The organism is Streptomyces violaceus, assembly GCF_036014075.1.
GTDB classification, from domain to species: Bacteria; Actinomycetota; Actinomycetes; order Streptomycetales; family Streptomycetaceae; genus Streptomyces; species Streptomyces violaceus.
In genome coordinates this window covers 3,530,614-3,557,394 of sequence record NZ_CP107911.1, presented here as the reverse complement: position 1 = coordinate 3,557,394, position 26,781 = coordinate 3,530,614, and the positions used below count along the sequence as shown (strand labels likewise).

The 26,781-nt window shown below is 68.5% G+C and carries 32 protein-coding genes; 28 read left to right on the top strand and 4 right to left on the bottom strand.

Annotated features, from left to right (window positions below):
• Positions 1-3: 3 nt before the first annotated feature.
• From OG542_RS15825 to truA, 17 genes are all read left to right on the top strand, one after another.
• Positions 4-189, top strand: coding sequence for a type Z 30S ribosomal protein S14 (locus OG542_RS15825; RefSeq protein ID WP_003948630.1), 186 nt, complete (start codon positions 4-6; stop codon positions 187-189).
• 214 nt (positions 190-403) lie between these two features.
• Positions 404-802, top strand: coding sequence for a 30S ribosomal protein S8 (rpsH, locus tag OG542_RS15820; RefSeq protein WP_030839654.1), 399 nt, complete (start codon positions 404-406; stop codon positions 800-802).
• A 24-nt stretch (positions 803-826) separates the two neighbouring features.
• Positions 827-1,366 carry a 50S ribosomal protein L6 gene (gene rplF / locus OG542_RS15815; protein WP_184591442.1) on the top strand — a complete coding sequence of 180 codons (540 nt, stop codon included), beginning with the start codon at positions 827-829 and terminating at the stop codon, positions 1,364-1,366.
• 3 nt (positions 1,367-1,369) lie between these two features.
• On the top strand, positions 1,370-1,753 hold the full coding sequence (gene rplR, locus OG542_RS15810) for a 50S ribosomal protein L18 (protein WP_007494754.1): 384 nt from the start codon (positions 1,370-1,372) through the stop codon (positions 1,751-1,753).
• A 41-nt stretch (positions 1,754-1,794) separates the two neighbouring features.
• The gene (gene rpsE / locus OG542_RS15805) at positions 1,795-2,400 is read left to right on the top strand and encodes a 30S ribosomal protein S5 (RefSeq protein ID WP_193482351.1); all 606 of its coding nucleotides are present in this window, start codon (positions 1,795-1,797) and stop codon (positions 2,398-2,400) included.
• A 2-nt stretch (positions 2,401-2,402) separates the two neighbouring features.
• On the top strand, positions 2,403-2,585 hold the full coding sequence (gene rpmD / locus OG542_RS15800; RefSeq protein ID WP_003974250.1) for a 50S ribosomal protein L30: 183 nt from the start codon (positions 2,403-2,405) through the stop codon (positions 2,583-2,585).
• A 2-nt stretch (positions 2,586-2,587) separates the two neighbouring features.
• Entirely contained in the window at positions 2,588-3,043 is a 456-nt protein-coding gene (gene rplO / locus OG542_RS15795; RefSeq protein WP_193482350.1) for a 50S ribosomal protein L15, read from the top strand.
• Positions 3,044-3,278: 235 nt separating this feature from the next.
• Positions 3,279-4,592: a preprotein translocase subunit SecY gene (gene secY / locus OG542_RS15790; protein WP_193482349.1), complete on the top strand. Its 1,314-nt coding sequence runs from the start codon at positions 3,279-3,281 to the stop codon at positions 4,590-4,592.
• Positions 4,592-5,254: an adenylate kinase gene (locus OG542_RS15785; protein ID WP_193482348.1), complete on the top strand. Its 663-nt coding sequence runs from the start codon at positions 4,592-4,594 to the stop codon at positions 5,252-5,254. The genes secY and OG542_RS15785 overlap by 1 nt, the downstream gene beginning before the upstream one ends.
• Before the next feature lie 132 nt (positions 5,255-5,386).
• Positions 5,387-6,223, top strand: coding sequence for a type I methionyl aminopeptidase (gene map, locus OG542_RS15780; protein WP_328411539.1), 837 nt, complete (start codon positions 5,387-5,389; stop codon positions 6,221-6,223).
• Between the two features lie 234 nt (positions 6,224-6,457).
• Positions 6,458-6,679 (top strand): translation initiation factor IF-1, encoded by a 222-nt coding sequence (infA, locus tag OG542_RS15775; RefSeq protein WP_003948620.1) that lies wholly within the window; start codon positions 6,458-6,460, stop codon positions 6,677-6,679.
• A gap of 59 nt (positions 6,680-6,738) precedes the next feature.
• Complete coding sequence (rpmJ, locus tag OG542_RS15770; protein ID WP_003948619.1) at positions 6,739-6,852, top strand: 50S ribosomal protein L36; 114 nt, start codon at positions 6,739-6,741, stop codon at positions 6,850-6,852.
• 197 nt (positions 6,853-7,049) lie between these two features.
• Entirely contained in the window at positions 7,050-7,430 is a 381-nt protein-coding gene (gene rpsM, locus OG542_RS15765) for a 30S ribosomal protein S13 (RefSeq protein WP_189728755.1), read from the top strand.
• Between the two features lie 65 nt (positions 7,431-7,495).
• Complete coding sequence (rpsK, locus tag OG542_RS15760; RefSeq protein ID WP_003956432.1) at positions 7,496-7,900, top strand: 30S ribosomal protein S11; 405 nt, start codon at positions 7,496-7,498, stop codon at positions 7,898-7,900.
• Between the two features lie 149 nt (positions 7,901-8,049).
• Positions 8,050-9,072, top strand: a complete 1,023-nt coding sequence (locus OG542_RS15755) for a DNA-directed RNA polymerase subunit alpha (RefSeq protein WP_003966937.1) — start codon at positions 8,050-8,052, stop codon at positions 9,070-9,072.
• 185 nt (positions 9,073-9,257) lie between these two features.
• Positions 9,258-9,758, top strand: coding sequence for a 50S ribosomal protein L17 (rplQ, locus tag OG542_RS15750; RefSeq protein WP_193481525.1), 501 nt, complete (start codon positions 9,258-9,260; stop codon positions 9,756-9,758).
• Positions 9,759-9,898: 140 nt separating this feature from the next.
• Positions 9,899-10,753: a tRNA pseudouridine(38-40) synthase TruA gene (gene truA, locus OG542_RS15745; RefSeq protein WP_311127298.1), complete on the top strand. Its 855-nt coding sequence runs from the start codon at positions 9,899-9,901 to the stop codon at positions 10,751-10,753.
• A gap of 18 nt (positions 10,754-10,771) precedes the next feature.
• Here the strand turns inward: truA and OG542_RS15740 are convergent, their stop codons facing one another.
• The gene (locus tag OG542_RS15740; RefSeq protein ID WP_408057868.1) at positions 10,772-11,587 is read right to left on the bottom strand and encodes a hypothetical protein; all 816 of its coding nucleotides are present in this window, start codon (positions 11,585-11,587) and stop codon (positions 10,772-10,774) included.
• Between the two features lie 230 nt (positions 11,588-11,817).
• Between OG542_RS15740 and OG542_RS15735 the strand changes: the two genes are divergently transcribed.
• The 5 genes from OG542_RS15735 to OG542_RS15715 all read left to right on the top strand — a co-directional run bounded on the left by OG542_RS15735 (position 11,818) and on the right by OG542_RS15715 (position 18,600).
• A complete protein-coding gene (locus tag OG542_RS15735) occupies positions 11,818-12,960 on the top strand; it encodes a CapA family protein (protein ID WP_328411533.1) in 1,143 nt (380 codons plus the stop codon).
• Between the two features lie 203 nt (positions 12,961-13,163).
• Entirely contained in the window at positions 13,164-15,410 is a 2,247-nt protein-coding gene (locus OG542_RS15730) for a HAMP domain-containing protein (RefSeq protein WP_328417937.1), read from the top strand.
• Between the two features lie 7 nt (positions 15,411-15,417).
• Positions 15,418-16,905 (top strand): poly-gamma-glutamate synthase PgsB, encoded by a 1,488-nt coding sequence (gene pgsB, locus OG542_RS15725; protein ID WP_328411531.1) that lies wholly within the window; start codon positions 15,418-15,420, stop codon positions 16,903-16,905.
• An 86-nt stretch (positions 16,906-16,991) separates the two neighbouring features.
• Positions 16,992-17,474, top strand: coding sequence for a poly-gamma-glutamate biosynthesis protein PgsC/CapC (locus OG542_RS15720; protein WP_020276280.1), 483 nt, complete (start codon positions 16,992-16,994; stop codon positions 17,472-17,474).
• A gap of 40 nt (positions 17,475-17,514) precedes the next feature.
• On the top strand, positions 17,515-18,600 hold the full coding sequence (locus tag OG542_RS15715; RefSeq protein WP_328411529.1) for an NlpC/P60 family protein: 1,086 nt from the start codon (positions 17,515-17,517) through the stop codon (positions 18,598-18,600).
• A gap of 22 nt (positions 18,601-18,622) precedes the next feature.
• Here the strand turns inward: OG542_RS15715 and OG542_RS15710 are convergent, their stop codons facing one another.
• Positions 18,623-19,495: a hypothetical protein gene (locus OG542_RS15710; RefSeq protein ID WP_328411527.1), complete on the bottom strand. Its 873-nt coding sequence runs from the start codon at positions 19,493-19,495 to the stop codon at positions 18,623-18,625.
• 74 nt (positions 19,496-19,569) lie between these two features.
• Between OG542_RS15710 and OG542_RS15705 the strand changes: the two genes are divergently transcribed.
• From OG542_RS15705 to glmM, 4 genes are all read left to right on the top strand, one after another.
• Positions 19,570-19,905 (top strand): hypothetical protein, encoded by a 336-nt coding sequence (locus tag OG542_RS15705; protein WP_328411525.1) that lies wholly within the window; start codon positions 19,570-19,572, stop codon positions 19,903-19,905.
• Between the two features lie 214 nt (positions 19,906-20,119).
• The gene (gene rplM, locus OG542_RS15700) at positions 20,120-20,563 is read left to right on the top strand and encodes a 50S ribosomal protein L13 (RefSeq protein WP_003992380.1); all 444 of its coding nucleotides are present in this window, start codon (positions 20,120-20,122) and stop codon (positions 20,561-20,563) included.
• Positions 20,564-20,607: 44 nt separating this feature from the next.
• Positions 20,608-21,120, top strand: a complete 513-nt coding sequence (gene rpsI / locus OG542_RS15695) for a 30S ribosomal protein S9 (protein ID WP_184591418.1) — start codon at positions 20,608-20,610, stop codon at positions 21,118-21,120.
• Positions 21,121-21,296: 176 nt separating this feature from the next.
• Positions 21,297-22,655 (top strand): phosphoglucosamine mutase, encoded by a 1,359-nt coding sequence (glmM, locus tag OG542_RS15690; RefSeq protein WP_328411523.1) that lies wholly within the window; start codon positions 21,297-21,299, stop codon positions 22,653-22,655.
• Positions 22,656-22,751: 96 nt separating this feature from the next.
• On the opposite strand, the gene OG542_RS15685 is transcribed toward glmM, so the two are convergent.
• Positions 22,752-23,690 carry a DUF389 domain-containing protein gene (locus OG542_RS15685; protein ID WP_328411521.1) on the bottom strand — a complete coding sequence of 313 codons (939 nt, stop codon included), beginning with the start codon at positions 23,688-23,690 and terminating at the stop codon, positions 22,752-22,754.
• Between the two features lie 32 nt (positions 23,691-23,722).
• Positions 23,723-24,712, bottom strand: coding sequence for a type I pantothenate kinase (gene coaA / locus OG542_RS15680; protein ID WP_261682981.1), 990 nt, complete (start codon positions 24,710-24,712; stop codon positions 23,723-23,725).
• A gap of 189 nt (positions 24,713-24,901) precedes the next feature.
• Here coaA and OG542_RS15675 point away from each other — a divergent pair, with 189 nt between their 5' ends.
• Both OG542_RS15675 and OG542_RS15670 read left to right on the top strand, forming a co-directional pair.
• Positions 24,902-25,930, top strand: coding sequence for an ATP-binding cassette domain-containing protein (locus tag OG542_RS15675; protein WP_328411518.1), 1,029 nt, complete (start codon positions 24,902-24,904; stop codon positions 25,928-25,930).
• Positions 25,927-26,736: an ABC transporter permease gene (locus OG542_RS15670; protein WP_311127306.1), complete on the top strand. Its 810-nt coding sequence runs from the start codon at positions 25,927-25,929 to the stop codon at positions 26,734-26,736. The genes OG542_RS15675 and OG542_RS15670 overlap by 4 nt, the downstream gene beginning before the upstream one ends.
• The last annotated feature ends 45 nt before the right edge of the window (positions 26,737-26,781 follow it).

Here is a 26,781-nt window from a genome sequence, read left to right as displayed (position 1 = left end):
GAGATGGCGAAGAAGGCTCTGATCGCTAAGGCTGCTCGCAAGCCCAAGTTCGGTGTGCGTGGCTACACCCGCTGCCAGCGCTGTGGCCGCCCGCACTCCGTGTACCGCAAGTTCGGCCTGTGCCGCGTGTGCCTTCGTGAGATGGCTCACCGTGGCGAGCTGCCGGGCGTGACCAAGAGCTCCTGGTAATCCCCCTTATAAGGGATTAGCAGGGCTCTCGGTAAGCAATGGGCGTGTCAGGCGCCCTCCCCTTCATGGCTTAGGCTTGGAGGGTTGGGCGCCTGACGGTCGCCCGTACGACTTACTACGCCGTAGGTCCACCGCGCCGCACCCGTCCCGTCTCGGATCGGGGAGAGGGATGGCGCACCAGGAAACCCCGGCGAGAGAGGCCGAAGGCCAATTCATGACCATGACTGATCCGATCGCAGACATGCTGACGCGTCTGCGGAACGCGAACTCGGCATACCACGACTCCGTGACGATGCCGGCGTCGAAGATCAAGTCGCACATCGCGGAGATCCTCCAGCAGGAGGGCTTCATCACGGGCTGGAAGGTCGAGGACGCCGAGGTCGGCAAGAACCTCGTCCTGGAGCTGAAGTTCGGCCCCAACCGTGAGCGCTCCATCGCGGGCATCAAGCGGATCTCCAAGCCCGGTCTCCGGGTGTACGCGAAGTCCACCAACCTGCCGAAGGTTCTGGGCGGCCTGGGCGTGGCCATCATCTCCACGTCCCACGGTCTCCTGACCGACAAGCAGGCGCAGAAGAAGGGCGTGGGTGGGGAAGTCCTCGCCTACGTCTGGTAGTTCGGGAACGGAGGAGAGACAGCAATGTCGCGTATCGGCAAGCTCCCCATCCCGGTTCCCGCCGGCGTGGACGTCACCATCGACGGCCGTACGGTCGAGGTCAAGGGCCCCAAGGGCGAACTGACCCACACCGTCATCGCGCCGATCGACATCGCCAAGGCCGAGGACGGCACCCTTCAGGTGCTCCGGCCCAACGACGAGCGGCAGAGCAAGGCCCTGCACGGCCTGTCCCGCACGCTGGTGGCGAACATGATCACCGGTGTGACCCAGGGATACGTCAAGAAGCTCGAAATCAGCGGTGTCGGCTACCGCGTCGTGGCGAAGGGCTCCAACCTGGAGTTCTCCCTCGGCTACAGCCACCCGATCCTGGTCGAGGCCCCCGAGGGCATCACCTTCAAGGTGGAGTCCCCGACCCGTTTCTCGGTCGAGGGCATCGACAAGCAGAAGGTCGGCGAGGTTGCGGCCAACATCCGCAAGCTGCGCAGGCCCGACCCGTACAAGGCCAAGGGCGTCAAGTACGAGGGCGAAGTCATCCGCCGCAAGGTCGGAAAGGCGGGTAAGTAAGCCATGGCATACGGACAGAAGATCCTTAAGGGCGACGCCTACAAGCGCGCCGCGATCAAGCGCCGCCACATCCGGATCCGTAAGCACATCAACGGAACGGCGGAGCGTCCGCGTCTGGTCGTTACCCGCTCGAACCGCCACATCGTGGCCCAGGTGATCGACGACATCAAGGGTCACACCCTTGCGTCGGCGTCCACCCTGGACACCTCGATCCGCGGTGGCGAGGGCGACAAGTCCGCGCAGGCCAAGCAGGTCGGCGCCCTGGTCGCCGAGCGTGCCAAGGCTGCCGGTGTCGAGGCCGTCGTGTTCGACCGTGGTGGTAACCAGTACGCGGGGCGCATCGCCGCCCTGGCGGACGCCGCCCGCGAGGCCGGACTCAAGTTCTGAGTCGGTTCCGTAGCTAGCGGAAACAGAGAGAGGTAATTCCAATGGCTGGACCCCAGCGCCGCGGTGGCGGTGCCGGTGGCGGCGAGCGGCGGGACCGGAAGGGCCGTGACGGCGGCGCTGCTGCCGCCGAGAAGACCGCGTACGTTGAGCGCGTAGTCGCGATCAACCGCGTCGCCAAGGTTGTGAAGGGTGGTCGTCGCTTCAGCTTCACCGCGCTGGTCGTGGTGGGCGACGGTGACGGCACCGTGGGTGTCGGTTACGGCAAGGCCAAGGAGGTGCCGGCCGCCATCGCCAAGGGTGTTGAGGAGGCCAAGAAGCACTTCTTCAAGGTCCCCCGTATCCAGGGCACCATCCCCCACCCCATCCAGGGTGAGAAGGCTGCCGGCGTCGTGCTGCTCAAGCCCGCGTCGCCCGGTACCGGTGTTATCGCCGGTGGTCCGGTGCGCGCCGTGCTCGAGTGCGCCGGTATCCACGACATCCTGTCGAAGTCGCTCGGCTCCGACAACGCGATCAACATCGTGCACGCGACCGTGGCGGCCCTCAAGGGCCTGCAGCGTCCCGAGGAGGTCGCGGCCCGCCGTGGTCTGCCGCTCGAGGACATCGCCCCCGCGGCTCTTCTCCGTGCACGTGCCGGGGCGGGTGCGTAATCATGGCGCAGCTCAAGATTACGCAGGTCAAGTCCTACATCGGCAGCAAGCAGAACCACCGTGACACCCTGCGCTCCCTTGGTCTCAAGGGGATCAACACGCAGGTCGTCAAGGAGGACCGCCCCGAGTTCCGCGGCATGGTGCACACCGTCCGCCACCTCGTGACGGTCGAGGAGGTCGACTGATCATGGCGGAGAACAACCCGCTCAAGATCCACAACCTCCGTCCCGCCCCGGGCGCCAAGACCGCCAAGACCCGTGTCGGTCGTGGTGAGGCGTCGAAGGGTAAGACGGCCGGTCGTGGTACCAAGGGTACGAAGGCCCGCTACCAGGTTCCGGAGCGCTTCGAGGGTGGCCAGATGCCCCTCCACATGCGTCTTCCGAAGCTGAAGGGCTTCAAGAACCCGTTCAAGACGGAGTTCCAGGTCGTGAACCTGGACAAGCTCGCCGCCCTCTACCCCGAGGGTGGGGAGGTCACCGTTGCCGACCTGGTCGCCAAGGGTGCCGTCCGCAAGAACAGCCTCGTCAAGGTCCTCGGCCAGGGCGAGCTCTCCGTGGCGCTGCAGGTGACGGTCGACGCCGTCTCCGGCTCCGCCAAGGAGAAGATCACCGCCGCCGGCGGTACCGTCACCGAGCTCGTCTGAACACCACAGGCGTCTTGATGACCTGAGCGATCCCGACCGGGGATACCCCACATATGGGGTATCCCCGGTTGGTCGTTCCTAGGGCGGCAGTCACGCCGGTAAGGTGGCCTGCACTGCCCTCTTTTCACAGGGTGCTTCACTTCGGGCACTCTGAGCGGCAGTTGACCGTTACCTATTCGTCGAACCTCAAGACCGTCACCCTTGACGCAGTTGCGCGGGGGTCGCAGGAGGCACCGTGCTCACCGCGTTCGCCCGGGCGTTCAAGACGCCCGACCTGCGCAAGAAGCTGCTCTTCACGCTCGGCATCATCGTGGTCTACCGGGTCGGTACACACGTCCCGATTCCAGGTGTCGATTACAAGAACGTCCAGACGTGTATTGATAGCGCCGAGGCCAACCAGGGTCTCTTCGGTCTGGTCAACATGTTCAGTGGCGGCGCGCTGCTGCAGATCACCATCTTCGCGCTGGGCATCATGCCGTACATCACGGCGAGCATCATCCTCCAGCTGCTGACCGTGGTGATCCCCCGCCTGGAAGCCCTGAAGAAGGAGGGCCAGGCCGGTACGGCGAAGATCACGCAGTACACCCGTTACCTGACGATCGCCCTCGCCATCCTTCAGGGCACCGGCCTCGTCGCCACCGCCCGCAGCGGCGCCCTGTTCCAGGGCTGCCCGGTGGCCAGCCAGATCGTCCCGGACCAGTCGATCTTCGTCACCATCACCATGGTCATCACGATGACCGCCGGTACGGCGGCCGTGATGTGGCTCGGTGAGCTGATCACCGACCGCGGCATCGGCAACGGCATGTCGATCCTGATGTTCATCTCGATCGCCGCCACCTTCCCGTCCGCGCTGTGGGCCATCAAGACGCAGGGCTCCCTGGCCGGCGGCTGGATCGAGTTCGGCACCGTCATCGTGGTCGGTCTCGTCGTGATCGGCCTGGTGGTCTTCGTCGAGCAGGCTCAGCGCCGTATCCCGGTCCAGTACGCGAAGCGCATGATCGGCCGCCGGTCCTACGGCGGTACGTCGACGTACATTCCGCTGAAGGTCAACCAGGCCGGCATCATCCCTGTGATCTTCGCCTCGTCTCTGCTGTACATCCCGGCGCTGGTCGCGCAGTTCGCCGGTGGAAGCTCCGGCTGGAAGACCTGGATCGAAAAGAATCTTGCGCTGCCGGACGCCCCGATGCACATCGTCCTCTACTTCTTCCTGATCATTTTCTTCGCCTTCTTCTACGTGGCCATCTCGTTCAACCCCGAGGAAGTCGCGGACAACATGAAGAAGTATGGTGGCTTCATCCCGGGCATCCGGGCTGGCCGACCGACCGCTGAGTACCTGTCGTACGTGCTCAACCGGATCACCTGGCCGGGTTCGCTGTACCTGGGTCTGATCGCTCTCGTGCCGACGATGGCGTTGGCTGGTTTCGGGGCAAACCAGAACTTCCCGTTCGGTGGGACCAGCATCCTGATCATCGTGGGTGTGGGCCTCGAGACCGTGAAGCAGATCGAGAGCCAGCTCCAGCAGCGCAATTACGAAGGGTTCCTCCGCTGATGCGTATCGTCCTCGTCGGGCCGCCGGGCGCCGGTAAGGGAACGCAGGCCGCGTTCCTGGCCAAGAACCTGTCGATCCCGCACATCTCCACGGGCGACCTGTTCCGGGCCAACATCAGCCAGCAGACGGAACTCGGCAAACTGGCGAAGTCCTACATGGACGCGGGCAACCTGGTGCCCGACGAGGTCACCATCGCCATGGCGAAGGACCGCATGGAGCAGCCGGACGCCGAGAACGGTTTCCTGCTGGACGGCTTCCCCCGCAATGTCTCGCAGGCCGAGGCGCTCGACGAGCTGCTCGAGACCGAGAGCATGCAGCTCGACGCGGTGCTGGACCTGGAGGTCCCGGAGGACGAGGTGGTCAAGCGGATCGCCGGCCGCCGCATCTGCCGCAACGAGTCGGCGCATGTCTTCCACGTGACGTACAAGCAGCCGGCCAAGGAGGGCGTCTGTGACGTCTGCGGCGGCGAGCTGTACCAGCGGGACGACGACTCCGAGGAGACCGTCCGCACGCGGCTGGAGGTCTACCACACGCAGACCGAGCCGATCATCGACTACTACAAGGCGCAGGGCCTGGTGGTCACGATCTCCGCGCTCGGCAAGGTGGAGGACGTCACGACGCGCGCCATGGAGGCGCTGAAGCGTGGCGAGGACGGCAAGTAGTCGTTCGTGCGCAGCTACGGCCGCGGTTCCCCTAGGGGAGCCGCGGCTGCTGCGTGGGGCGGGGTCGCTCGCGCGGCCCCTTATCGTTGAAGACGTTCATTCTCTCTCCGGTCCAGAAAGGCCGTAGTCCCCATGGTGCAGATCAAGACCTCCGAGCAGATCGCCAAGATGCGCGAGGCGGGCCTGGTCGTCGCCGCCATCCACGCGGCGACCCGTGAAGCCGCCGTGCCCGGGGCCACGACGAAGGATCTGGACCAGGTCGCCCGCAAGGTGCTCGCCGAGCACAACGCCAAGCCGAACTTCCTCGGCTACGGCGGCTTCCCGGCGACGATCTGCACGTCCGTGAACGAGGTCGTCGTCCACGGCATCCCGTCCGACGACGTCGTCCTCAAGGACGGGGACGTCATCTCCATCGACTGCGGCGCGATCATCGACGGCTGGCACGGCGACGCCGCGTACACGGCCTTCGTGGGCTCCGGCCACGCCCCGGAGCTGGTCGAGCTCTCCCGGGTGACGGAGGAGTCGATGTGGGCCGGCATCGCGGCCATGAAGCAGGGCAACCGCCTGGTCGACGTCTCCCGGGCCATCGAGACGTACATCCGCCGCCAGCCCAAGCCCGGCGGCGGCAAGTACGGGATCATCGAGGACTACGGCGGCCACGGCATCGGCACCGAGATGCACATGGACCCGCACCTGCTGAACTACGTCGACCGGCGACGCGGCAAGGGCCCGAAGCTGGTGCCGGGCTTCTGCCTCGCCATCGAGCCGATGGTCTCCCTGGGCACGCCGAAGACCGAGGTCCTCCAGGACGACTGGACGGTCATCACCACCGACGGCACCTGGTCCTCGCACTGGGAGCACTCGGTCGCCCTGACCGAGGAAGGGCCGCTGGTGCTGACGTCTCCCGACGCGGGGAAGGCGAAGCTGGCGGAGCTCGGCATTGTCGCTGCTCCGGATCCGCTGGGCTGAGCGCCTTCCGGGGAGGGCAGTCCGGACCGTCTGCGGCTGCGCGGTCGTGGGGGTTCTTCGCGCGGTTCCCCGCGCCCCTGCAGGGGCGCTTAAAGACCTCTCCGTTGGGGCAGGCTTCCCCGATTCGTCTTTCCGGGGGCCCTGACGTAGACTGACTCGTCGGCTCTGGTGCACTCGCATGCCTGCATGCGCTCGCTCGGAGTCGATCAAGGTAGTCGATTCGAAGGGCGAAGCGTGGCCAAGAAGCAAGGTGCCATCGAGATCGAGGGCACTGTCGTCGAGTCTCTTCCGAACGCCATGTTCAAGGTCGAGCTCCAGAACGGCCACCAGGTCCTGGCACACATCAGCGGCAAGATGCGCATGCACTACATCCGCATCCTCCCTGACGACCGGGTCGTGGTGGAGCTGTCTCCGTACGACCTGACGCGTGGCCGGATCGTCTACCGCTACAAGTAGATCTTGCCCCGCATCTCGCTTCGGCGAGGTGGTGGCACTGACCCGGAGAACCTCACCTAATGAAGGTCAAGCCGAGCGTCAAGAAGATCTGCGACAAGTGCAGGGTGATCCGCCGTCACGGCCGGGTCATGATCATCTGCGACAACCCGCGCCACAAGCAGCGCCAGGGCTGATCGACAGCGGATCGCACCCTCTGCATCCATCGCAGGGATTCGCGCGACGCGAGCTGAATATGTTCATACGCAGGACCCGGGCGGACGATGTTCGCCTGACACCCCTGGTTCGGAGGCCGGGGACCCAGTTCGTACCTCATACGGCGGCTGGGAGTCGGTTCTGTGGAAGACCTCCGACAAGTAACTGGAGCCATTGAATGGCACGCGTTTCCGGTGTCGACATCCCGCGCGAAAAGCGCGTGGAGGTCGCCCTCACCTACGTGTTCGGTATCGGCCGGACCCTCGCGCAGCAGACGCTGGCCGCCACCGGCGTCGACCCGAACACCCGCGTCCGCGACCTCTCCGAGGAGCAGCTCGTCGCGATCCGCGAGTTCGTGGACAACAACATCAGGACCGAGGGTGACCTCCGTCGTGAGATCCAGGCCGACATCCGCCGCAAGGTCGAGATCGGCTGCTACCAGGGTCTGCGTCACCGCCGCGGCCTGCCCGTCCGCGGTCAGCGCACCAGCACCAACGCCCGCACCCGCAAGGGCCCGCGTCGCGCCATCGCCGGCAAGAAGAAGCCGGGCAAGAAGTAGTCCGCAGCGGACGCCTGTCCACGGTCTTCGCTGTAGGACCGACCACCTCCCGTAGGAGTTAAGAGATGCCCCCCAAGGGACGTCAGGGCGCTGCCAAGAAGGTGCGCCGCAAGGAAAAGAAGAACGTCGCTCACGGCCACGCGCACATCAAGAGCACGTTCAACAACACGATCGTCTCGATCACGGACCCGTCGGGCAACGTGATCTCCTGGGCCTCCGCCGGCCACGTCGGCTTCAAGGGCTCGCGCAAGTCCACGCCGTTCGCCGCGCAGATGGCCGCCGAGTCGGCTGCCCGCCGCGCCCAGGAACACGGCATGCGCAAGGTCGACGTCTTCGTCAAGGGCCCGGGCTCCGGTCGTGAGACCGCGATCCGCTCCCTGCAGGCGACCGGCCTCGAGGTCGGCTCCATCCAGGACGTCACGCCGACCCCGCACAACGGCTGCCGTCCGCCCAAGCGCCGTCGCGTCTGATCTTGGACGCAGGCCACTTGGTCTGAGGTTTTCGGGCGGTACGACTCTTTTGGGTCGTATCGCCCGTACCCTTGTCCGTAGCACCATCAGGCTCTGCCTGGTGACTCAGGGCGTCAAATAGCGGGCGCCCCTGACAGAAGGATCGCAATATGCTGATCGCTCAGCGTCCCTCGTTGACCGAAGAGGTCGTCGACGAGTTCCGCTCCCGGTTCGTGATCGAGCCGCTGGAGCCGGGCTTCGGTTACACCCTCGGCAACTCCCTCCGCCGGACCCTGCTGTCCTCGATCCCGGGTGCGGCGGTCACGTCCATCCGTATCGATGGTGTCCTGCACGAGTTCACCACCGTGCCGGGCGTCAAGGAGGACGTCACCGACCTGATCCTCAACATCAAGCAGCTGGTCGTCTCCTCGGAGCACGACGAGCCGGTCGTGATGTACCTGCGCAAGCAGGGCCCGGGTCTGGTCACCGCCGCCGACATCGCGCCTCCGGCCGGTGTCGAGGTGCACAACCCCGACCTGGTTCTGGCGACCCTGAACGGCAAGGGCAAGCTGGAGATGGAGCTGACGGTCGAGCGTGGCCGTGGCTATGTCTCCGCCGTGCAGAACAAGCAGGTCGGCCAGGAGATCGGCCGGATCCCGGTCGACTCGATCTACTCGCCGGTGCTCAAGGTCACGTACAAGGTCGAGGCCACGCGTGTCGAGCAGCGGACCGACTTCGACAAGCTGATCGTCGACGTCGAGACCAAGCAGGCCATGCGTCCGCGTGACGCGATGGCGTCGGCCGGCAAGACCCTGGTCGAGCTGTTCGGTCTGGCCCGTGAGCTCAACATCGACGCCGAGGGCATCGACATGGGCCCGTCCCCGACGGACGCCGCCCTGGCCGCCGATCTGGCGCTGCCGATCGAGGAGCTCGAGCTCACCGTTCGGTCGTACAACTGCCTCAAGCGCGAGGGCATCCACTCCGTGGGTGAACTCGTCGCGCGTTCCGAGGCGGACCTGCTCGACATCCGCAACTTCGGTGCGAAGTCGATCGACGAGGTCAAGGCGAAGCTGGCCGGCATGGGCCTGGCCCTGAAGGACAGCCCGCCCGGATTCGACCCGACCGCCGCCGCGGACGCCTTCGGTGCGGACGACGACGCGGACGCCGGCTTCGTGGAGACCGAGCAGTACTGAGGGCTCGGGCCTTCCGGTCCGTACTCGGGTGCGGGTGCGCTGTGCTTGATCGCACAGTTCCCCGCGCCCCTTCCGGACGACATGCCCCTTCGGGGCTGTCGTCCGGATCTCTGACAGACAACCGTCTGCTCAGATACTGACTCCGGTACCTGATACGGCCGGGGCAGACACCTAGGAGAAACACCATGCCGAAGCCCACCAAGGGTGCCCGTATGGGCGGCAGCGCCGCGCACGAGAAGCTCCTCCTCGCGAACCTCGCGAAGGCGCTGTTCGAGCACGGTCGCATCACCACCACCGAGGCGAAGGCCCGCAAGCTGCGGCCCTACGCCGAGCGTCTGGTCACCAAGGCGAAGAAGGGCGACCTTCACAACCGCCGTCAGGTGCTCCAGGTCATCACGGACAAGAGCATCGTCCACACGCTCTTCACCGAGATCGGCCCGCGGTACGAGAACCGTCCGGGTGGCTACACCCGCATCACCAAGATCGGTAACCGTCGTGGCGACAACGCGCCCATGGCTGTCATCGAGCTGGTCGAGGCGCTGACGGTGGCGCAGGAGGCGACGGGCGAGGCCGAGGCCGCGACGCAGCGTGCGGTCAAGGAAGACGCCCTCAAGAAGGACGAGGCCGTTGAGGCCAAGTCCGACGAGGCCGCCGAGGCTCCCGCCGAGGAGTCGAAGGACGCGTAAGCGTTCTGCCGGGGGCTGTGCGTTTGCGGCTGCGGCGGTGTCGTGGCTTGTCGCGCAGTTCCCCGCGCCCCTTCAGGGCGTTGGCGGGTCCGTCCTCTTCGAGGGGCGGGCCCGCTTTTTGTTGCTGAGAGGATCTGTGCGTGAGTGATGAAGCAGCTGCCGGGTTCGTTCGTGTTCGGCTTGATCTGTCGTACGACGGGAGTGAGTTCTCCGGGTGGGCCAAGCAGGCCGGGGGGCGGCGGACCGTGCAGGGGGAGATCGAGGACGCGCTGCGGACCGTGACGCGGTCGCGGGAGACGTACGAGCTGACCGTGGCGGGGCGTACCGATGCCGGGGTGCATGCCCGGGGGCAGGTCGCGCATGTCGATCTGCCGCGGGAGGTCTGGGCCGAGCACCATCAGAAGCTGCTGAAGCGGCTCGCCGGGCGGCTGCCCCGGGACGTGCGGGTCTGGGCCCTCAGGGAGGCGCCCAGTGGCTTCAACGCGCGCTTCTCGGCGGTCTGGAGGCGGTACGCGTACCGGGTCACCGACAATCCCGGCGGGGTCGACCCGCTGCTGCGTAGCCATGTGCTGTGGCACGACTGGCCGCTGGACGTCGACGCCATGAACGAGGCCGCGCGCCGGCTGCTCGGGGAGCACGACTTCGCCGCCTACTGCAAGAAGCGTGAGGGCGCGACGACGATCCGTACGCTCCAGGAGCTGAGTCTCGTGAAGGGCGACGACGGGATCATCACCGCGACCGTGCGGGCCGACGCCTTCTGCCACAACATGGTGCGTTCGCTCATCGGGGCGCTGCTGTTCGTGGGCGACGGGCACCGGCCGCCGGACTGGCCGGGGAAGGTGCTGGCGGCCGGCGTCCGGGACTCGGCCGTGCACGTCGTGCGGCCGCACGGACTGACGCTGGAGGAGGTCGGCTACCCGGCCGATGAACTGCTGGCCGCGCGCAGCAAGGAAGCACGGAACAAGCGTTCGTTGCCGTCGGCGGGATGCTGCTGACCGGCTTCGAGGGGCCGCTCACCGGCGGGCGGAGTTCCAGGTCGTGACCAGCCCCGAGAGAGCCGTGGCGGCTGCGTCGGCGTCGTTGCCGTCGCCGCGTGCCTTGGGGGAGAGCTCCACGTGGAGGAACGTGGCGTGGTGGCGCTCCGCGGTCTTGCCCTGGACGTTCGTGGTGCCTTCCAGGGGGCAGCGGGCCGACCAGCCCCGGCATACCCGCAGACCGTCGGCCTCCATGCCGTCGGCCAGGGCGGCGGCCTCGGTGAGGGTGCTCCGCGCGGCTCCGGTGGAGAGGACGGCTTCGTAGGGGCGGTCCGAGTCCCTGGCGAAGCCGTGCAGTTGCACGCCCGGGACGTCGCGTTTCTGGAGCTCCACGACGATGGCGTGGAAGACGCTGTCCGCCCGGTGTGCGACGTCGGCGGCGTCGCCCCGGCCCGCCTCCCGGTGTGCGCCCGCCAGGACCAGCGAGCCGCCGGGGTTGTCCTCCAGGAGCCGTATGCCCAGGCGCTCGGTGTCCCGGTCGGATACCGGGTGCGGCACCTGAGCGTGCCAGCGGACGTCGGAGTCGGCGGTCAGGTAGAGGCGCCCCCAGCGTTCGGCCCGGCCCGGGCGGGCGGCGGCGATCTCGTCGTATCTGCGGCCGGACTCGGTGTCGGTGAGGCGGGTGAGCTTGAGGCCGAGCGGGGCGAGCAGTTGTTCGGCCTGTGTGGCGTCGCCGTCCAGGAGGTGGCCGACGCTTTCGGCGACGCGCTCGCGCTGGGTGTCGTCCGGTGGGGCGTACGCGGTGCCGGGTTCCAGTTCGGCCGTGTACGTGAGGATCCTGCTACGGAGGTCCACCAACTGCCGGGCATGCGGAGTGGAATCGTCCGTTGACCGTTCTGTTGGCGACTGACAGCCGAACAAGGCGAGGACTAGTCCGATTTGGACCATAATACGAGTCAAATGTGACTGTCTTGTGACGGTAACTTCCGTGGTGCTTGTGTGCGTCATGTGAATATGATGCGGTGACACTTCGTAATCCTCTCCGGATCGTTCGTGCGGCAAGCGCTTTCCTGGCCACCGTTGCCGTGACGACCGCGTGCACCTCCGCGGCCTCCGCACCGCAGGTGAAGCCGGGCGGCCGTTCGTTCACCGTCGCCGCCGCGGGTGACGTGCTGATCCACCCCGAGCTGGTCGACCAGGCCGCCAAGGACGCCAAGAAGACCGGTGGGGGAGAGGCCGGGCTGGACTTCGAGCCGCTGCTCGCCGGGGTGAAGCCGGTCATCAGCAAGGCCGATCTGGCCATCTGTCACATGGAGACGCCCGTCGGAAAGCCGCGGGGTCCCTTCGAGGGGTACCCGGAGTTCCTCGTGCCGCCGCAGATTCTGACGTCCCTCAAGGACGTGGGTTACGACACCTGCTCGACGGCCTCCAACCACACGTACGACCATGGCCTCGGGGCCGTGCGACGCACCTTGAACGCGATGGACAAGGCCGGCCTCGGGCACACCGGCTCCGCTCGCACACCCGCGGAAGCAGAGAAGATCAACATCCGTGACGTCAACGGCGTCAAGGTCGCCCACCTCTCGTTCTCCTGGATGTCGTTCCGCCACCCGACGCCGGAGAAGGAGAAATGGGCGTTCAACGAGCTCGACGCGGGCGCGATCCAGGACGCCGAGGCCCGGGCCCGCGAGAAGGGCGCCGAGGTGGTCATCCTCTCGCTCCACTGGGGGGCCGAGCACTACAACGAACCGAGCGTCCCCCAGCTGCGGTTGGCGGAGCGGCTCACCGCTGAGACCGGGATCGACCTGGTGATCGGGCACCACTCCCATGCGGTGCAGCCGATCCAGAAGGTGAACGGCACCTGGGTCGCCTACAGCCTGGGCAACCAGGTCGCCCGTCACTCCTCGCCCAACGGGCTCACCGAGGAGGGCGCGATCGGCTGGTTCGAGTTCCGTGAGACGACCGACGGCTGGGACGTCTCTGCCCGCTACGCCACGACGCTGGTGGACATCCCGCCCGAGGTGGAGACCGGTGAGAAGCCGCCCACCGACGCGGTCGAGGACCACCGGGTGGTGGACGTGCGGCGGGCGCTCGACGCGCCGGGCGAACTCTCCGAGGAGCGGCTGGCCCGTTACCGGCTGGCGGCCGACCGCACGCGTGGCTTCCTGTACAACCGCGGGGCGCCGGGCGGCGACGGCCTGAAGGAGCTCACGCTGGGGCGTGACTAGCGCCACAGCGCACAAGGGGCGAGCGACACAACCTCGGCCCTCCCCAACAGTCTTGTAAACGGCGGTCCGTTGCCTCTCCCCGGGAGCGGTGTTCTGTGCGGCCGTCCTTCACCCAGAGAGGCCGGAGGAGACCACCGGTGACACCCACCCGCGCCGCGCGCCCCGTGAAGGGAGGACGGCGGCGCAGCCGGAGACGCGCGGACATGCCGCTGCTGGGCGGCGTTCGTCCCCCGATCGCGCTGCTGTGCGTGCTGGTGCTCGCTCTCGCGGGCCTCACCGCCCAGGTGCTCGGCCCCGCCGGCGAGCAGGCCGTACCGGAGGCGGTGCTCTCCTCGCAGCAGCACTTCGCGGAGGACGGCGCCATCGCCCTGCGTGCCTCGATCGACGAGCGGGTCACCGACCTGAACCGCACCGCCGCCGCGCTGAACGCGGGGTCACCGGTGAAGCCCGAGCGCGTCCTGTCCGACCTGGGGAAGACCTACCAGAAGTGGACCGGCACCACGGTCCTGGACCTGGAGAGCGGCAAGGTGCTGGCCGCCAGGGGGGAAACGATTCCCCTCGGGTGGCTGGACAAGGACGCCCTCACCGGGGACACGGCTCTCAAGCCCCGCATGGTGCGACTGGAGACCGGTGACGTACGCCTGATGACCATGGCGGTGCTCGGCTCGGAGGACCGGCCGCAGCAGCTGCTGATCGCCTCCAACAGCCTGTCCGTGCCCGCCATCAACCTGGGCCAGTTCCGCTCCATGGCGGTCGTCGCCACCGGCGGGGAGATCCTCGCCACGGCCGGCTTCGAACAGTCCGAGGCGCTCAACACCGACCAGGAGCGCAAGGAGCTGGCCTTCCTCCAGAAGCAGATGAGCGGGCTGTCCGCCCAGGCGGCACGGGAGACCGAGCAGGACCCGGTCAGCGCCAGGGAACCGGGCTCCCGCGGCTACCCCGGTGTCAGCGGGACCCTGGTCGGCGGGAGCTACAAGGGCCGTGTCACCACGGCCGGTTACGCCTCCCTCTCGTCCTCCGACCCGGAGGAGAAGAAGAGCGTCGGCGCGGGCCTCGGGCTCACCGTCGTCGCCCTGCTGCCCGTCATCCGGCAGCAGGCCGCCGGGCCGGACCGGGAGCTGTACGGGCTGCTGGCGGCCGGAGCCCTGGTGGTGCTCGGACTGCTCGCGGCGGCCGTGCTGTGGGCGACCGTGCAGCGGCCGTTGCTGCGGCTGTTCCTGGAGTCCCGCCGGCTGGCCCGGGGCGACCTGACCCGCCCGGTGGACGTGCCCCGCTGGGGTGAGGCCGCGCGCATCGGCTCCGCACTGGAGAGGCTGCGCGCGCAGCTGGGAGGCCCGGCCGGTGATCCCGGTGGGCGCCAGCGCGTCAAGGGGCGGTTCGGGGTGCGCGGGCCGCTCGCGCTGACCGCCGTACTGCTGTTGCTGTGGTGCCTGCCCGTGGGCCTCCTGCTGAACCGCACCGACGACTCCGTCAGCATCCCCGCCAGCATGGTCGCGGACCAGCGTGACCGTACCGACCTGGTCGCCGACCGGGTGCGCCGGGCGCTCAACGAGGCGCAGGCGGACCTGGTCTCCACGTCCCGGCTGATCGACCCGGACGACGCCGACGCCGGCCGCGTACTGCTCGAGGAGACCCTGCGCGAGCACACCCGCTACCAGGCGCTGTACCTCCTCGACGAGGACGGCGAGGTCGTCGCCCGCGCGGGCAAGGAGCCACGCGCCGACTTCGCCGACGGGGACGACCTGCCGCTGGTCCGGGTCGCCGGCAAGGGCGGGAAGAAGCCGGTCGTCCAGGCCGCCGCGCCCCTGCCGGGCGACAAGGGCATGACCCTGGTCGGCGAGGTCCGGGTCGAGTTCCTCAACTCGCTGCTGAAGCGGCCCGGGCTCGGCGAGGTCCGCGTGGCGGACTCCAAGGCGGAGACCATCGCCGCCAGCGACGGCTTCCTGGCCTTCGAGGACCTGCCGCGCGACGCGCTCACCGACCTCGTCCGGGCCGGCAGCGTCCACGTCGGCGCCGGGCCCGTCGAGAACGGCCTGCTGATCCGCGAGGGACGCGGGACCACGGTCGCCGCGGCCGCCCCGTTCTCCGGCGGCGGCGTGGCGGCCGACATCGGCTGGACCGTGGTCAGCTGGCAGAACGCCAAGGACTTCCAGATCACCCCGTACCAGCGCGAGGACCGCAGCGTCCTGGCCGGACTGCTCGGCCTGGCCCTGATCGTCGTCTGCCTCGGCTGGGTGCACCTCGTCGTGGCCCGGCCGATGCGGGCCCTGGCGGCCGGCGCGGAGAAGCTGGCCGACGGCGACCTCAAGTCCGTGCTGTATCCCCGCTACCAGGACGAGGTCGGCGCCGTCGTACGCAGCCTCGAACTGCTGCGCCAGCAACTCCAGGCCCGTAAACAGACCCAGGCACGCCGGCTCGCGGAGCCGCAGGCCGGCGTTCGGGGAAGGTGACCCAGCCGTGCTCTATCTGTACTTCGTCCTGCTCACCGGCAGTGTGCTGCTGCTGGTGGCGGGCATCGTGGAACAGCGCCGGCACTACGCCAGCCTGCACAGCATCCCGTCGCGCGTGCTCGTGAACGGCATCCGCGGCAAGTCCTCCATCACCCGGCTGTGTGCCGGGGCGCTGCGCGGCGGCGACCTGGTCACCGTGGCGAAGACCACGGGTACCGCGGCCCGCTTCATCCACCCGGACGCCACCGAGGAGCCGGTCTACCGCAAGTTCGGCATCGCCAACGTGGTGGAGCAGATCGGCATCGTGCGCCGGGCCGCCACCTACCGGCCCGACGCCCTCGTCATCGAGTGCATGGCCGTCATGCCGGCCCTCCAGGAGGTGAACCAGAGCAAGCTGATCCGCTCCACGATCGGCGTGCTGTGCAACGTCCGCGAGGACCACCTCGCCGAGATGGGCCCCACCCTCGACGACGTGGCGCGGTCGCTGTGCCGCTCCATGCCGGAGGACGGCATCTGCGTCACCGCAGAGAAAGAACGCTTCCACATCCTCCAGGAGGAGGCCGACGCCCGTAACTGCAAGCTGGTCTACGCCGACCCGGAGACCGTCACCGACGAGGAGCTGCGCGGCTTCAGCTGGTTCACCTTCAAGGAGAACGTCGCGATCGCCCTCGTCGTGGCCGACCTGCTCGGCGTGGAACGGCAGGTCGCCCTGCAGGGCATGTACGACGCCCCGCCGGACCCCGGTGTGCTGTCCGTCGAGCGCTACGCGGCGCCCGAGGGCAAGCGGCTCGCCTTCGCCAACGTCTTCGCGGCCAACGACCCCGAGTCGACGCTGATGAACATCAACCAGCTGCTCGACCTCGGAGCCATCCACCGGCCGCTGAACGTCGTGATCAACTGCCGGCCCGACCGCGTGGAGCGCAACGGCCAGATGGGCGAGATCATCCCCGACCTCCAGCCGGACCACGTCTTCGTCATCGGGCACCCCGCCAAGAGCGCGATCGACGCCATCCCCGCCGAGTGGCGCGACCGCGCGGTCGACCTCGGGGGCGAACGGCGGTCTGCCGAGGAGTTCATGCCCGCCCTGCTGGAGCGCCTGGCCGCCGACTCCTCCCTGGTCGCCATCGGCAACATCCACGGCCAGGGCGAGGAACTGCTGGAGTACCTGGCCGAACTCCCGGCGGACGAGTCCGCCCCCGACGACGCCGCCCGGCCCTCGGCCACGGCCGCACCGGCCCAGCCCGCGCGCCTGGACCCGTACGCCTCGTACCCCATGGCCTACGAGGAGCGCTACCAGGCCTCCCAGACCCAGGAGATCCCGGTGGTCCGCATCCCCGTCCAGCCGTCGGGGCCGTACGCCGACGCCGGGTACCCCGGCCAAGCCCACTACCAGCAGGGGCCGTACGCCGCTGAGGCCCAGCAGGCATGGCAGTACGCCGACGAGCCCTACGGGTACGTCCCGACCGACGACGGGGGACAGCCGCCCCGTTCCTGACGTCCACGGGCGGGGTGAGCGCCTCGCGCAGGACCGCCGATCGCCCCGTACCGAACCCGCACCCGTACCCGTGCCCGGAGACCCCGTTGACCACCGCCGCCCTGACCCCCGAGATGGCCGCCCTCGGCATCGCCATCGGCCTGTTCTTCTCGTTGCTGTGCTACCTGACCACCAACCTGTCGCCCGGCGGCATGATCACGCCGGGCTGGCTCGCCCTGACCCTCATCGAGGACCTCCAGCGGGCGGCCATGGTGGTCGGCGTCACCGCCCTCACCTACGCGGGCACCAAGGTCATGCAGCGGCTGGTGATCCTCTACGGCAAGCGGCTGTTCGCCGCCGTGGTCCTGCTGGGCGTGCTGCTCCAGGCCACCGTGATGATCGTGCTCTCGATCGAGTTCCCGCTGCTGTACGGCAACCAGACCCTCGGCTTCATCGTGCCCGGCCTGATCGCGTACCAGATGGTCCGCCAGCCCAAGGGGGCGACGCTGCTGGCGACCGGCACCGTCTCGCTCATGGCCTACATCGTCGTCGCCGCCGGGCTGCTGCTCGGCATCATGCCCACCGTCTGAGAACCGGCGTCCCGGCGACCGAGAACCCAGGAGAGAACACATGGCAGGGAAGAAGAAATCGCGGCCGGTCCTCTCCGGCCTCGTGGTGCTGGCGCTCGTCGCGACGTCCGGCTACCTCACCGTGGAGCTGCGCAAGCAGGAGGACAAGGGCGTCCCGGAGATCACGAACGTCGGCGTGCTGGACGGATCGGACCGGGCAGGCGGCGCGGCGAAGACCCGCGACAAGGGCGGGGAGAGCTGGTCCCGGCTGGAGAACCCCGCCCGCTCCGTGCTGCGCGGAGCCGACGGCCAGGTCAAGGCGGTGTTCACCGACGGGGCGCGCACCGCGACCCTGACCGGACCGGCCCGCACCTTCGCCGAGCCCTCGTCGACGAGCTCCAAGGTCTCCTCGACGGACTGGGTCCGCCTCATGCCCGAGTCCTGGAAGAAGGGCGCGGACAAGGAGAAGTGGTTCAAGGACTGGTACGCGGAGTACGAGTCCAGCAAGGAGGACGACCTCCTGGCCATCGCCTTCCAGTACGTCGCGGGCGCCAAACAGAAGAAGGACGAGCAGGGCACCGTCTACGCCGGTGACGCCAACTTCGGGCCCCTCAACGCGAACGGGGCGGAGGGCGGCGACCTGCGCCTGGAGCAGTCCGACTTCTACGACTACCTCGGCGTCCCGTACCCCTTCCGGGACGGCGTGATCGGGCAGCCGGAAGCCGCGCGCGCCCGGTCGACGGACTGCTCGGGATACATGCGGATGGTGTTCGGCTACCGCGCCCGCTACCCGCTCATGTCCTCGGACGACTCGGGCGACGGCCTGCCGCGCACCGCCAACGGCATGGCCCGCTCCGAGCAGGGTGCCGATGTCCTGCCGCTCACCGGTGTCTCGCCCAAGGACCGGCCCACCGGCATCGACCAGCTCCAGCCCGGGGACCTCGTCTTCTTCAAGCTCGACACCCGGACGAAGCAGCGCCTGGACCACGTCGGCATGGTGCTCGGCTACGACACCGAGGGCCACCTGCTCTTCGTCTCCAGCCGCGAGGAGGTCAACGGGCCGACCATCGGCGATGTCGGCGGAGTGTCCCGGCTGGACGGCAACGGCTACTACGCCAAGACGCTGCGCAGCGCCAAGAGGCTGTGACCGGGCGCGCGGCGGCGGCCCGTCACTCGTTGGCCGCTGCCGACGCCTGGGCCTCGCCGCGGCGGCGGATCTGGTTGAACGTGAACTGGGCCAGGTCGTTGCCGGTCTTGAAGACCGCGGTGTCCTCGGGCGTCACATCCTTGCCGTTGGTGAAGCCGGCGTTGGTGAAGTAGGCGTAGCGGCCGTAGGAATTGCTGGTCGTGCGGCAGAACCCGGCCTCGCAGAAGCCCTTCACGCCGCCGCCGGAGAGCGACTTGACGAAGCTCCTCTTGTTGGCCTGGCCCTTGGCCTTGACCGCCTGGGCCTCGGTGTCGAAGACCGCCACACCGACCGTCACGGCGATGCCGTCCTTGGAGTAGGTGACTCGTATCAGGCGTGTGCAGTCGTTCGCCTCGAGGACCTTGGGGAGCGTGCCGCCCGCCGCCGTGGCACAACTCTTCGTGTCGGCCGTGGGGCCCTTCTTGTAGACCGTCTCGCCCATGGTCAGCTGGGTGCCGGGGAAGAGGGTGTCCGGGCCGAGCGGAGCCTTGTCCTTCTTCGCGCTGGCGACGAAGTCCTTCGGGTCCAGCGGGGGCGGTGCGCTGGTCGGGGCGAACGACGGTCCGGAGGGCGACCCGCTCGGGATGTCCGCCGAGGGCAGGGAGGCCGGGTTGTTCCCCTGGTTGTCGCCGTTGGCCGAGACCACGGCCACGGCGACGGCGGCGCCGATGGCGACGGTGGCGACCGCGCCGCCGCCGACCAGCAGCAGCCGACGTCGCTTGTTACGCGACTCGGACGCCTCGGCGAGCGCGGCCCAGTCCGGAGACTGGCCGCCGCCCCCGCTGTTCCAGGGCTGCTGCGACTGCGGTTTCCAGGGATCCCACTGGGACTGGGGTCCCCCCTGCCCATAGCTCATGTGGCGCATCTTAGACGGGACATGGGGTGTGCTGGTCCGCCTGGATCGGGCTCGTAGCCCCTAGCGTTCCTCCCATGCGGACGGGCAAAGGCGACATCTCCGGGCGGTTGGGGCGACTCGTGAGCGGGAGCCTGTGGGCGGGGTCCGCACGGGTACTGGTGGCCGTGGCGCTGCTGGTGTGCCTGCTGTCGTGGCCGACGGTCGGGCTGCCGGCCGGGCTGGCGGTGCTGAGGGCGTGCCGTCGCCCGCGCGGTGGCGGGTCCGTGCTGCGGTGGGGCGCCGCGGTGGCCGTCGATGTGCTGCTGTCTCCGGTGTTTCCGTATGTGCGGCCGGTCCGGCGCCGGACGCTGAGGAGGGCCGTCACGCTGTGTGCCGGCCTGTGCGTCTGCGTGTTCGATCGTCGACGGTGAGCCCGCGTTTTGACCCTTGTGGTGAGCCCCGGTACTCTGCTTGTTCGTTGTGTATTGGCTTGCTCATTCTCACGGGACGGGCCCTTACACCGGTCCGCCGGGCCGATGACCAGCGACCAGCACGCGGTTTGCGTCACCGCAGTGCGGTCAAGGCTGTCGTGATCGTTTCGGTGACCTGTTCAGGACCATTCACTCGAAGCGAAGGCTACGAACCGTGCGTACGTACAGCCCCAAGCCCGGCGATGTGACGCGCCAGTGGCACGTCATCGACGCCCAGGACGTTGTCCTGGGTCGTCTCGCCACCACCGCAGCGACCCTCCTCCGGGGCAAGCACAAGCCGATCTACGCCCCCCACGTCGACGCTGGTGACTTCGTCATCATCATCAACGCGGACAAGGTGCACCTGTCCGGCAACAAGCGGACCCAGAAGATGGCGTACCGCCACTCCGGTTACCCGGGTGGTCTGCGTTCCGTCCGTTACGACGAGCTGCTGGACAAGAACCCCGAGAAGGCCGTCGAGAAGGCCGTCAAGGGCATGCTCCCCAAGAACTCCCTGGGCCGTCAGATGCTCTCGAAGCTGAAGGTCTACAAGGGTGACCAGCACCCGCACGGCGCGCAGCAGCCGCAGCCGTACGAGATCACCCAGGTCGCGCAGTAAGTCCGGCCACACCCCCTAAGACTGAACAGAATCTGAGGAGCATCGTGGCCGAGACCACTGCCGAGCAGCCGCTCGAAGAAGTTGACATCGACAGCTACACCACCGAGTCCGAGGTTCCGGTGGAGGGTGAGTACACCTCCGAGTCCCTCGCCTCGCGTTTCGGTGAGCCCCAGCCGGCCGCCGGCCTGGGCCGTCGCAAGAACGCCATCGCCCGTGTCCGGATCGTCCCGGGCACCGGCAAGTGGAAGATCAACGGTCGCACCCTCGAGGACTACTTCCCGAACAAGGTGCACCAGCAGGAAGTCAACGAGCCCTTCAAGGTGCTCGAGCTGGACGACCGCTACGACGTCGTCGCCCGCATCTCCGGCGGCGGTGTCTCCGGCCAGGCCGGTGCGCTCCGTCTCGGTGTCGCCCGTGCGCTGAACGAGGCGGACGTCGACAACAACCGCGGCCCGCTGAAGAAGGCCGGCTTCCTCAAGCGCGACGACCGTGCGGTCGAGCGCAAGAAGGCCGGTCTGAAGAAGGCCCGCAAGGCCCCGCAGTACAGCAAGCGCTAATCGCGTCCGCTGTCTTTGCAACGATCGCCCCGGCGGCACGAATGGTGCCGCCGGGGCGGTTCGTTTACACAACCCATACCGCCCCCGGACAGTCTCAGGGATGTACTAGGGATGTACTCGGGGATGCGCCTGGGGATGTGAGCCGCACTCTCACAGCAAATTCGGAGGACACCACAGTGGGACGACTCTTCGGTACCGACGGCGTGCGCGGTGTCGCCAACGCGGATCTGACGGCGGAGATGGCCCTGGGCCTCTCCGTGGCCGCGGCGCACGTACTGGCCGAGGCGGGCACCTTCGAGGGGCACCGCCCGACCGCGGTCGTCGGGCGTGACCCGCGCGCGTCCGGGGAGTTCCTGGAAGCCGCCGTGGTCGCGGGCCTGGCCAGCGCCGGTGTGGACGTCCTGCGGGTCGGCGTGCTGCCGACGCCTGCGGTTGCGTTTTTGACCGGAGAGCTCGGCGCCGACCTCGGTGTGATGCTCTCCGCGAGCCACAACGCCATGCCCGACAACGGCATCAAGTTCTTCGCCCGCGGCGGGCACAAGCTCGCCGACGAGCTGGAGGACCGGATCGAGTCCGTCTACGAGGAGCACCGCACCGGCGCCCCGTGGGAGCGGCCGACCGGGGCCGGTGTGGGCCGCGTCCGGGAGTACGGGGAGGGCTTCGACCGGTATGTCGAGCATCTGCTGGGTGCCCTGCCGAACCGGCTCGACGGGCTGAAGGTCGTCCTCGACGAGGCGCACGGCGCCGCCGCCCGGGTCTCGCCCGAGGCGTTCCAGCGGGCCGGTGCCGAGGTCGTCACGATCGGGGCCGAGCCGGACGGGCTCAACATCAACGACGGGTGCGGCTCCACGCACCTGGACAAGATCAAGGCCGCCGTCGTCGAGCACGGGGCGGACCTGGGCATCGCGCACGACGGCGATGCCGACCGGTGCCTCGCCGTGGACCACACCGGCGCGGAGGTGGACGGCGACCAGATCCTGGCCGTGCTCGCGCTGGCGATGCGGGAGCGCTCCACTCTGCGGGCCGAGACGGTGGTCGCCACGGTGATGTCCAACCTCGGGTTCAAGCTGGCCATGGAGCGTGAGGGCATCCGGCTGGTGCAGACCGCCGTCGGTGACCGGTATGTGCTGGAGGAGATGAAGGAGCACGGATTCGCCCTCGGGGGCGAGCAGTCCGGGCATGTGATCATCCTCGACCATGCGACGACCGGGGACGGGACGCTGACGGGGCTGCTGCTGGGGGCCCGGGTGGCCGGGAGCGGGCGTTCGTTGCGGGAGCTGGCCTCTGTCATGGAGCGGTTGCCGCAGGTGCTGATCAATGTGCCGGATGTCGACAGGACTCGGGTGGGGACGTCCGCGGAGTTGTCGGCGGCCGTTGCCGATGCGGAGCGGGAGCTCGGGGCTACCGGGCGGGTGCTGCTTCGGCCCTCCGGGACCGAGCCGTTGGTTCGGGTGATGGTGGAGGCGGCTGATATCGAGCAGGCTCGGTCTGTCGCGGGGCGGTTGGCTGATGCGGTGAAGTCCGCGCTCGGTTAGTGAGCCGGGTTGGGGGTGGGGGCTGCGGTTGCTTGCGGGCTGACCCGTTCGCTGTGGCTTGTCGCGCAGTTCCCCGCGCCCCTGAGGGCGGTGTCCTCACCGCGCATTTGATTGCTTGCGTTGCCTTGCCCAGAGCCATTTCTGCAGCGTCAGGGTGAGGGTTCCTGCCAGCAGGATGCCCGCGAGGTTCAGCAGGAGTTGTTCGGTGGAGCGCAGGGTCTGGTTGGTGTCGCCGTAGATGAGGGCCACCGCGGCGTTCGCCGCGGCCGGGACCGTGGTGACCGAGATGGCCACACCGACCAGGGCGCCGGACTTCGCGGAGGTCAGGGAGAGCGTGCCGGCGATGCCGGCCAGGACCGCCACCACGAAGGAGAACCAGTCGGGGGCGTAGATGAAGCCGGTGTTGGGGCGGTCGGCCTCCAGCTGGGCCTCGCTGAACAGGTCGACCGCGTCCATGAAGAGGCTGAAGACCACCGTCACCGCCATCGCCACCGCGAAGCCCACCAGCAGCGCGATCAGCGAGCGCAGGGCCGGGCGCGATCTGCGCCGGACGATCGCGGTGCAGACGCCGGTGAGGGGGCCGAACTCCGGGCCCACCGCCATGGCGCCCACGATCAGGATCGCGTTGTCCAGGACCACACCGCAGGCCGCGATCATCGTGGCCAGCGTGATGAAGGCCAGGTAGGTGACGGAGAGCGTCGACTCCTCGTGTGTCGCGTCGCTCAGGTGCTCCCACAGGACCGCGTCCGCGCCCTCGCCCGGCGCGTCTGCCTCGGCTTTCTCGGCCCGCTCGGACAGCGACAGGTCGATGGTCTCGACGGCGATGGAGCCGCTGGTGTCGATGCCCAGTTCCCGCAGGCCCTTCAGCAGTTCGTCGCCCGCCTCGCGTGCCACGTCGCACATGACGACGTCCCCGGAAGGGTTGCGGGCCGCGTCCGGCAGCACGACGAGATGGGTGGTGCCGACCGTCTTCTCGATCAGCAGCACCACTTCGCCGGTCTTCGCGGACGGTGTGATCAAGCGCAGGTGGAGCATGGCGACCATCTAACCGGCCTTTTCCCCGGGCGTCACAGCTTGCGCAGGCTGAGCCGCTGCACCTTGTGGTCGGGGCCCTTGCGCACGACGAGGGTGGCCCGGCCGCGGGTGGGGGCGATGTTCTCGACCAGGTTGGGCCGGTTGATCGTGCGCCACATCGTCCGCGCGTAGTCGAGGGCCTCCTCCTCCGAGACCTGGGTGTACTTGCGGAAGTACGAGGACGGGTTCTGGAAGGCGGTCGCGCGCAGCTTGCGGAAGCGGTTGAGGTACCAGCGCTCGACGTCCTCGACGCGGGCGTCGACGTACACGCTGAAGTCGAAGTAGTCGGCGAGGCCGACCCGGGTGCGGCCGTCCTTGCCGGGCAGGGCGGGCTGGAGGACGTTCAGACCCTCGACGATCAGGATGTCGGGGCGGCGGACCGTGAGCTTCTGGTCCGGGACGATGTCGTAGATGAGGTGGGAGTAGACCGGGGCTGTGACCTCGTCCTTGCCGGCCTTGATGTCGGCGACGAAGCGGGTCAGCGCACGGCGGTCGTAGGACTCGGGGAAGCCCTTGCGTGACATCAGGCCGCGGTCCTGGAGCTCCTTGGTGGGCAGCAGGAAGCCGTCGGTGGTGACCAGCTCGACGCGCGGGTGTTCCGGCCAGCGTGAGAGCAGGGCCTGGAGGAGGCGGGCGACCGTGGACTTGCCGACCGCGACCGAACCGGCGACTCCTATGACGAACGGGGTGCCGGACTGGGAGCCCTGTTCGCCCAGGAACGTGTTCAGGGCGCCTCTGAGGCCGTCCGTGGCGCCGACGTAGAGGTTGAGGAGTCTGGACAGCGGGAGGTAGATGTCCCGCACCTCGTCGAGGTCGATGACATCGCCGAGACCGCGCAGCTTCTCGACCTCCTCGGCCGTCAGTGGCAGCGGCGTCTTGTCACGCAGCGCGCTCCACTCGGCTCGGGTGAGGTCGACGTAGGGAGTCGCCTCCGGCCGCTGCCGGTGGGCGCTCCGGGGTATCGAGGAGACCGGAGAGATCACAGTCCATTGTTACGGGCGTACGAACGGACCGTGAGGTGGGATCCGTCACGCGAGGTGTTCATCCCTCACGTGAGACATTCGCCCCCTTGATCCCGAGAAATTCTGAGACGAGCGGAATGTCAGTGGCGTACGTCACAGTTGTGGGAGGAGTGGGCCCCGTCCGGGGTCCATGAATGCCTGGGGGTACCCATGACGTATGCGATAGAGGCGGAAGGCCTGGTCAAACGGTTCAAGGAGACCGAGGCGCTGGCCGGCGTCGACCTGGCGGCCCGCAAGGGCACGGTGCTCGGGCTGCTGGGGCCCAACGGTGCCGGGAAGACGACCGCGGTGCGGATCTTCGCGACACTGCTGCGCCCCGACGGAGGCAGAGCCCGGGTGGCCGGCCACGACGTGGTCCGGGAGGCCGGGGTCGTACGCTCCGTCGTCGGGCTGACCGGGCAGTACGCGGCGGTGGACGAGAACCTGACCGGCACGGAGAACCTGCTGCTCATCGGCCGGCTGCTGGGTCTGCCCCGGCGGGAGGCGAAGGCGCGGGCGGGTGAGCTGCTGGAGCGGTTCCAGCTGACGCACGCGGCCGGGCGGGCCGCGAAGACCTTCTCGGGAGGCATGCGCCGGCGCCTGGACCTCGCGGCCAGTCTGGTGGGGCGGCCCAGCATTCTCTTCCTGGACGAACCGACCACGGGTCTTGATCCACACAGCCGCGGTGAGCTGTGGGATCTGCTGCGCGGCCTGGTCGCGGACGGGGCCACCGCTCTGCTGACCACGCAGTATCTGAACGAGGCCGATGTGCTCGCCGACGACATCGTGGTGATCGACAAGGGCCGGGTGATCGCCGAGGGCACACCGGACCGGCTGAAGGCGCAGGTTGGCGGGCAGGTGCTGGAACTGCGGCCGATCGTCGGGAAGGACCTCGCGCGGGCACACGCGCTGGTGGCCAGGGCCGCCGGGCCGGAGGCCCGGATCGAGGGCGAGATGGTCACCGCCCCGGTGAAGGACCCCGAGCTGATGCCGGCCGTGGTGCGCGCGCTGGACCGGGAGGGGATCGCGGTGGGGGAGCTGGCCCTGCGCCGCTCCTCGCTCGACGAGGTATTCCTCGCCCTGACCGGACACCGCGCCGAGCCGGGCGAGCCCGAGGGGAACGGTGGGGCCGCCGTCCATGACGACAGCGAGACGGCCCGTGACGACGACGGGCTGGAGAAGGCGGTGAGCCGGTCATGACCGCGACCACGCTGACCGCGCCGGTCACCGCGTCGGGCCGGGTGCCGCCGCTCGCCGGGATGCGGCAGACCTTCACGATGGCCTGGCGGAGTCTGGTCGCCGTGAAGCACAACCCGCTCGAACTGGTCGACTACAGCATCACGCCGATCATGTTCGTGTTCCTCTTCACCTATGTGCTGGGCGGGCAGATGGCCGGATCGCCCGACGCGTATCTGAAGTACGCGCTGCCCGGGATCATCGTGCAGAACACTCTGTTCATGACGATGTACACGGCGATGGCGCTCAACACCGACCTCACCAAGGGCGTCTTCGACCGGCTGCGCAGTCTGCCGATCGCGCGTTCCGCACCGCTCATCGGGCGGATCACCGCGGACCTCGCCAAGCACCTGTGGGCGCTGCTGCTGATGATCGGCCTCGGCCTGGCGCTCGGCTTCCGCATCACCGGCGGATTCGGCGGGTTCCTGCTCGGCACGCTGCTGGTGGTGGTGTTCGCCGCGGCCGTGTCCTGGAGCGCGGTGCTGATCGGGATGCTGGCGGGCGATGCGGAGAAGGTGCAGGCGTTTGCCTTCACGCTCATCTTCCCGATCACCTTCACCAGCAGCGCGTTCGTCGTCGTGGACACCATGCCCGGCTGGCTGCAGGCGTGGAGTGACGTCAATCCGGTCACGCATCTGTCCGACGCGTTCCGGGGGCTGCTGCTGGGCGGGGCGGTGGCGGAGCCGGTGCTGTGGTCGTTGGTGTGGGCTGCGGGGATCGCGGTGGTGTTCTATCCGCTGGCCATGCGGGCTTATCGGGCGAAGGTGTGAGACGGGGCTTCGTACCTCGGTGGGAATTTCCGATTTCGGGCACGC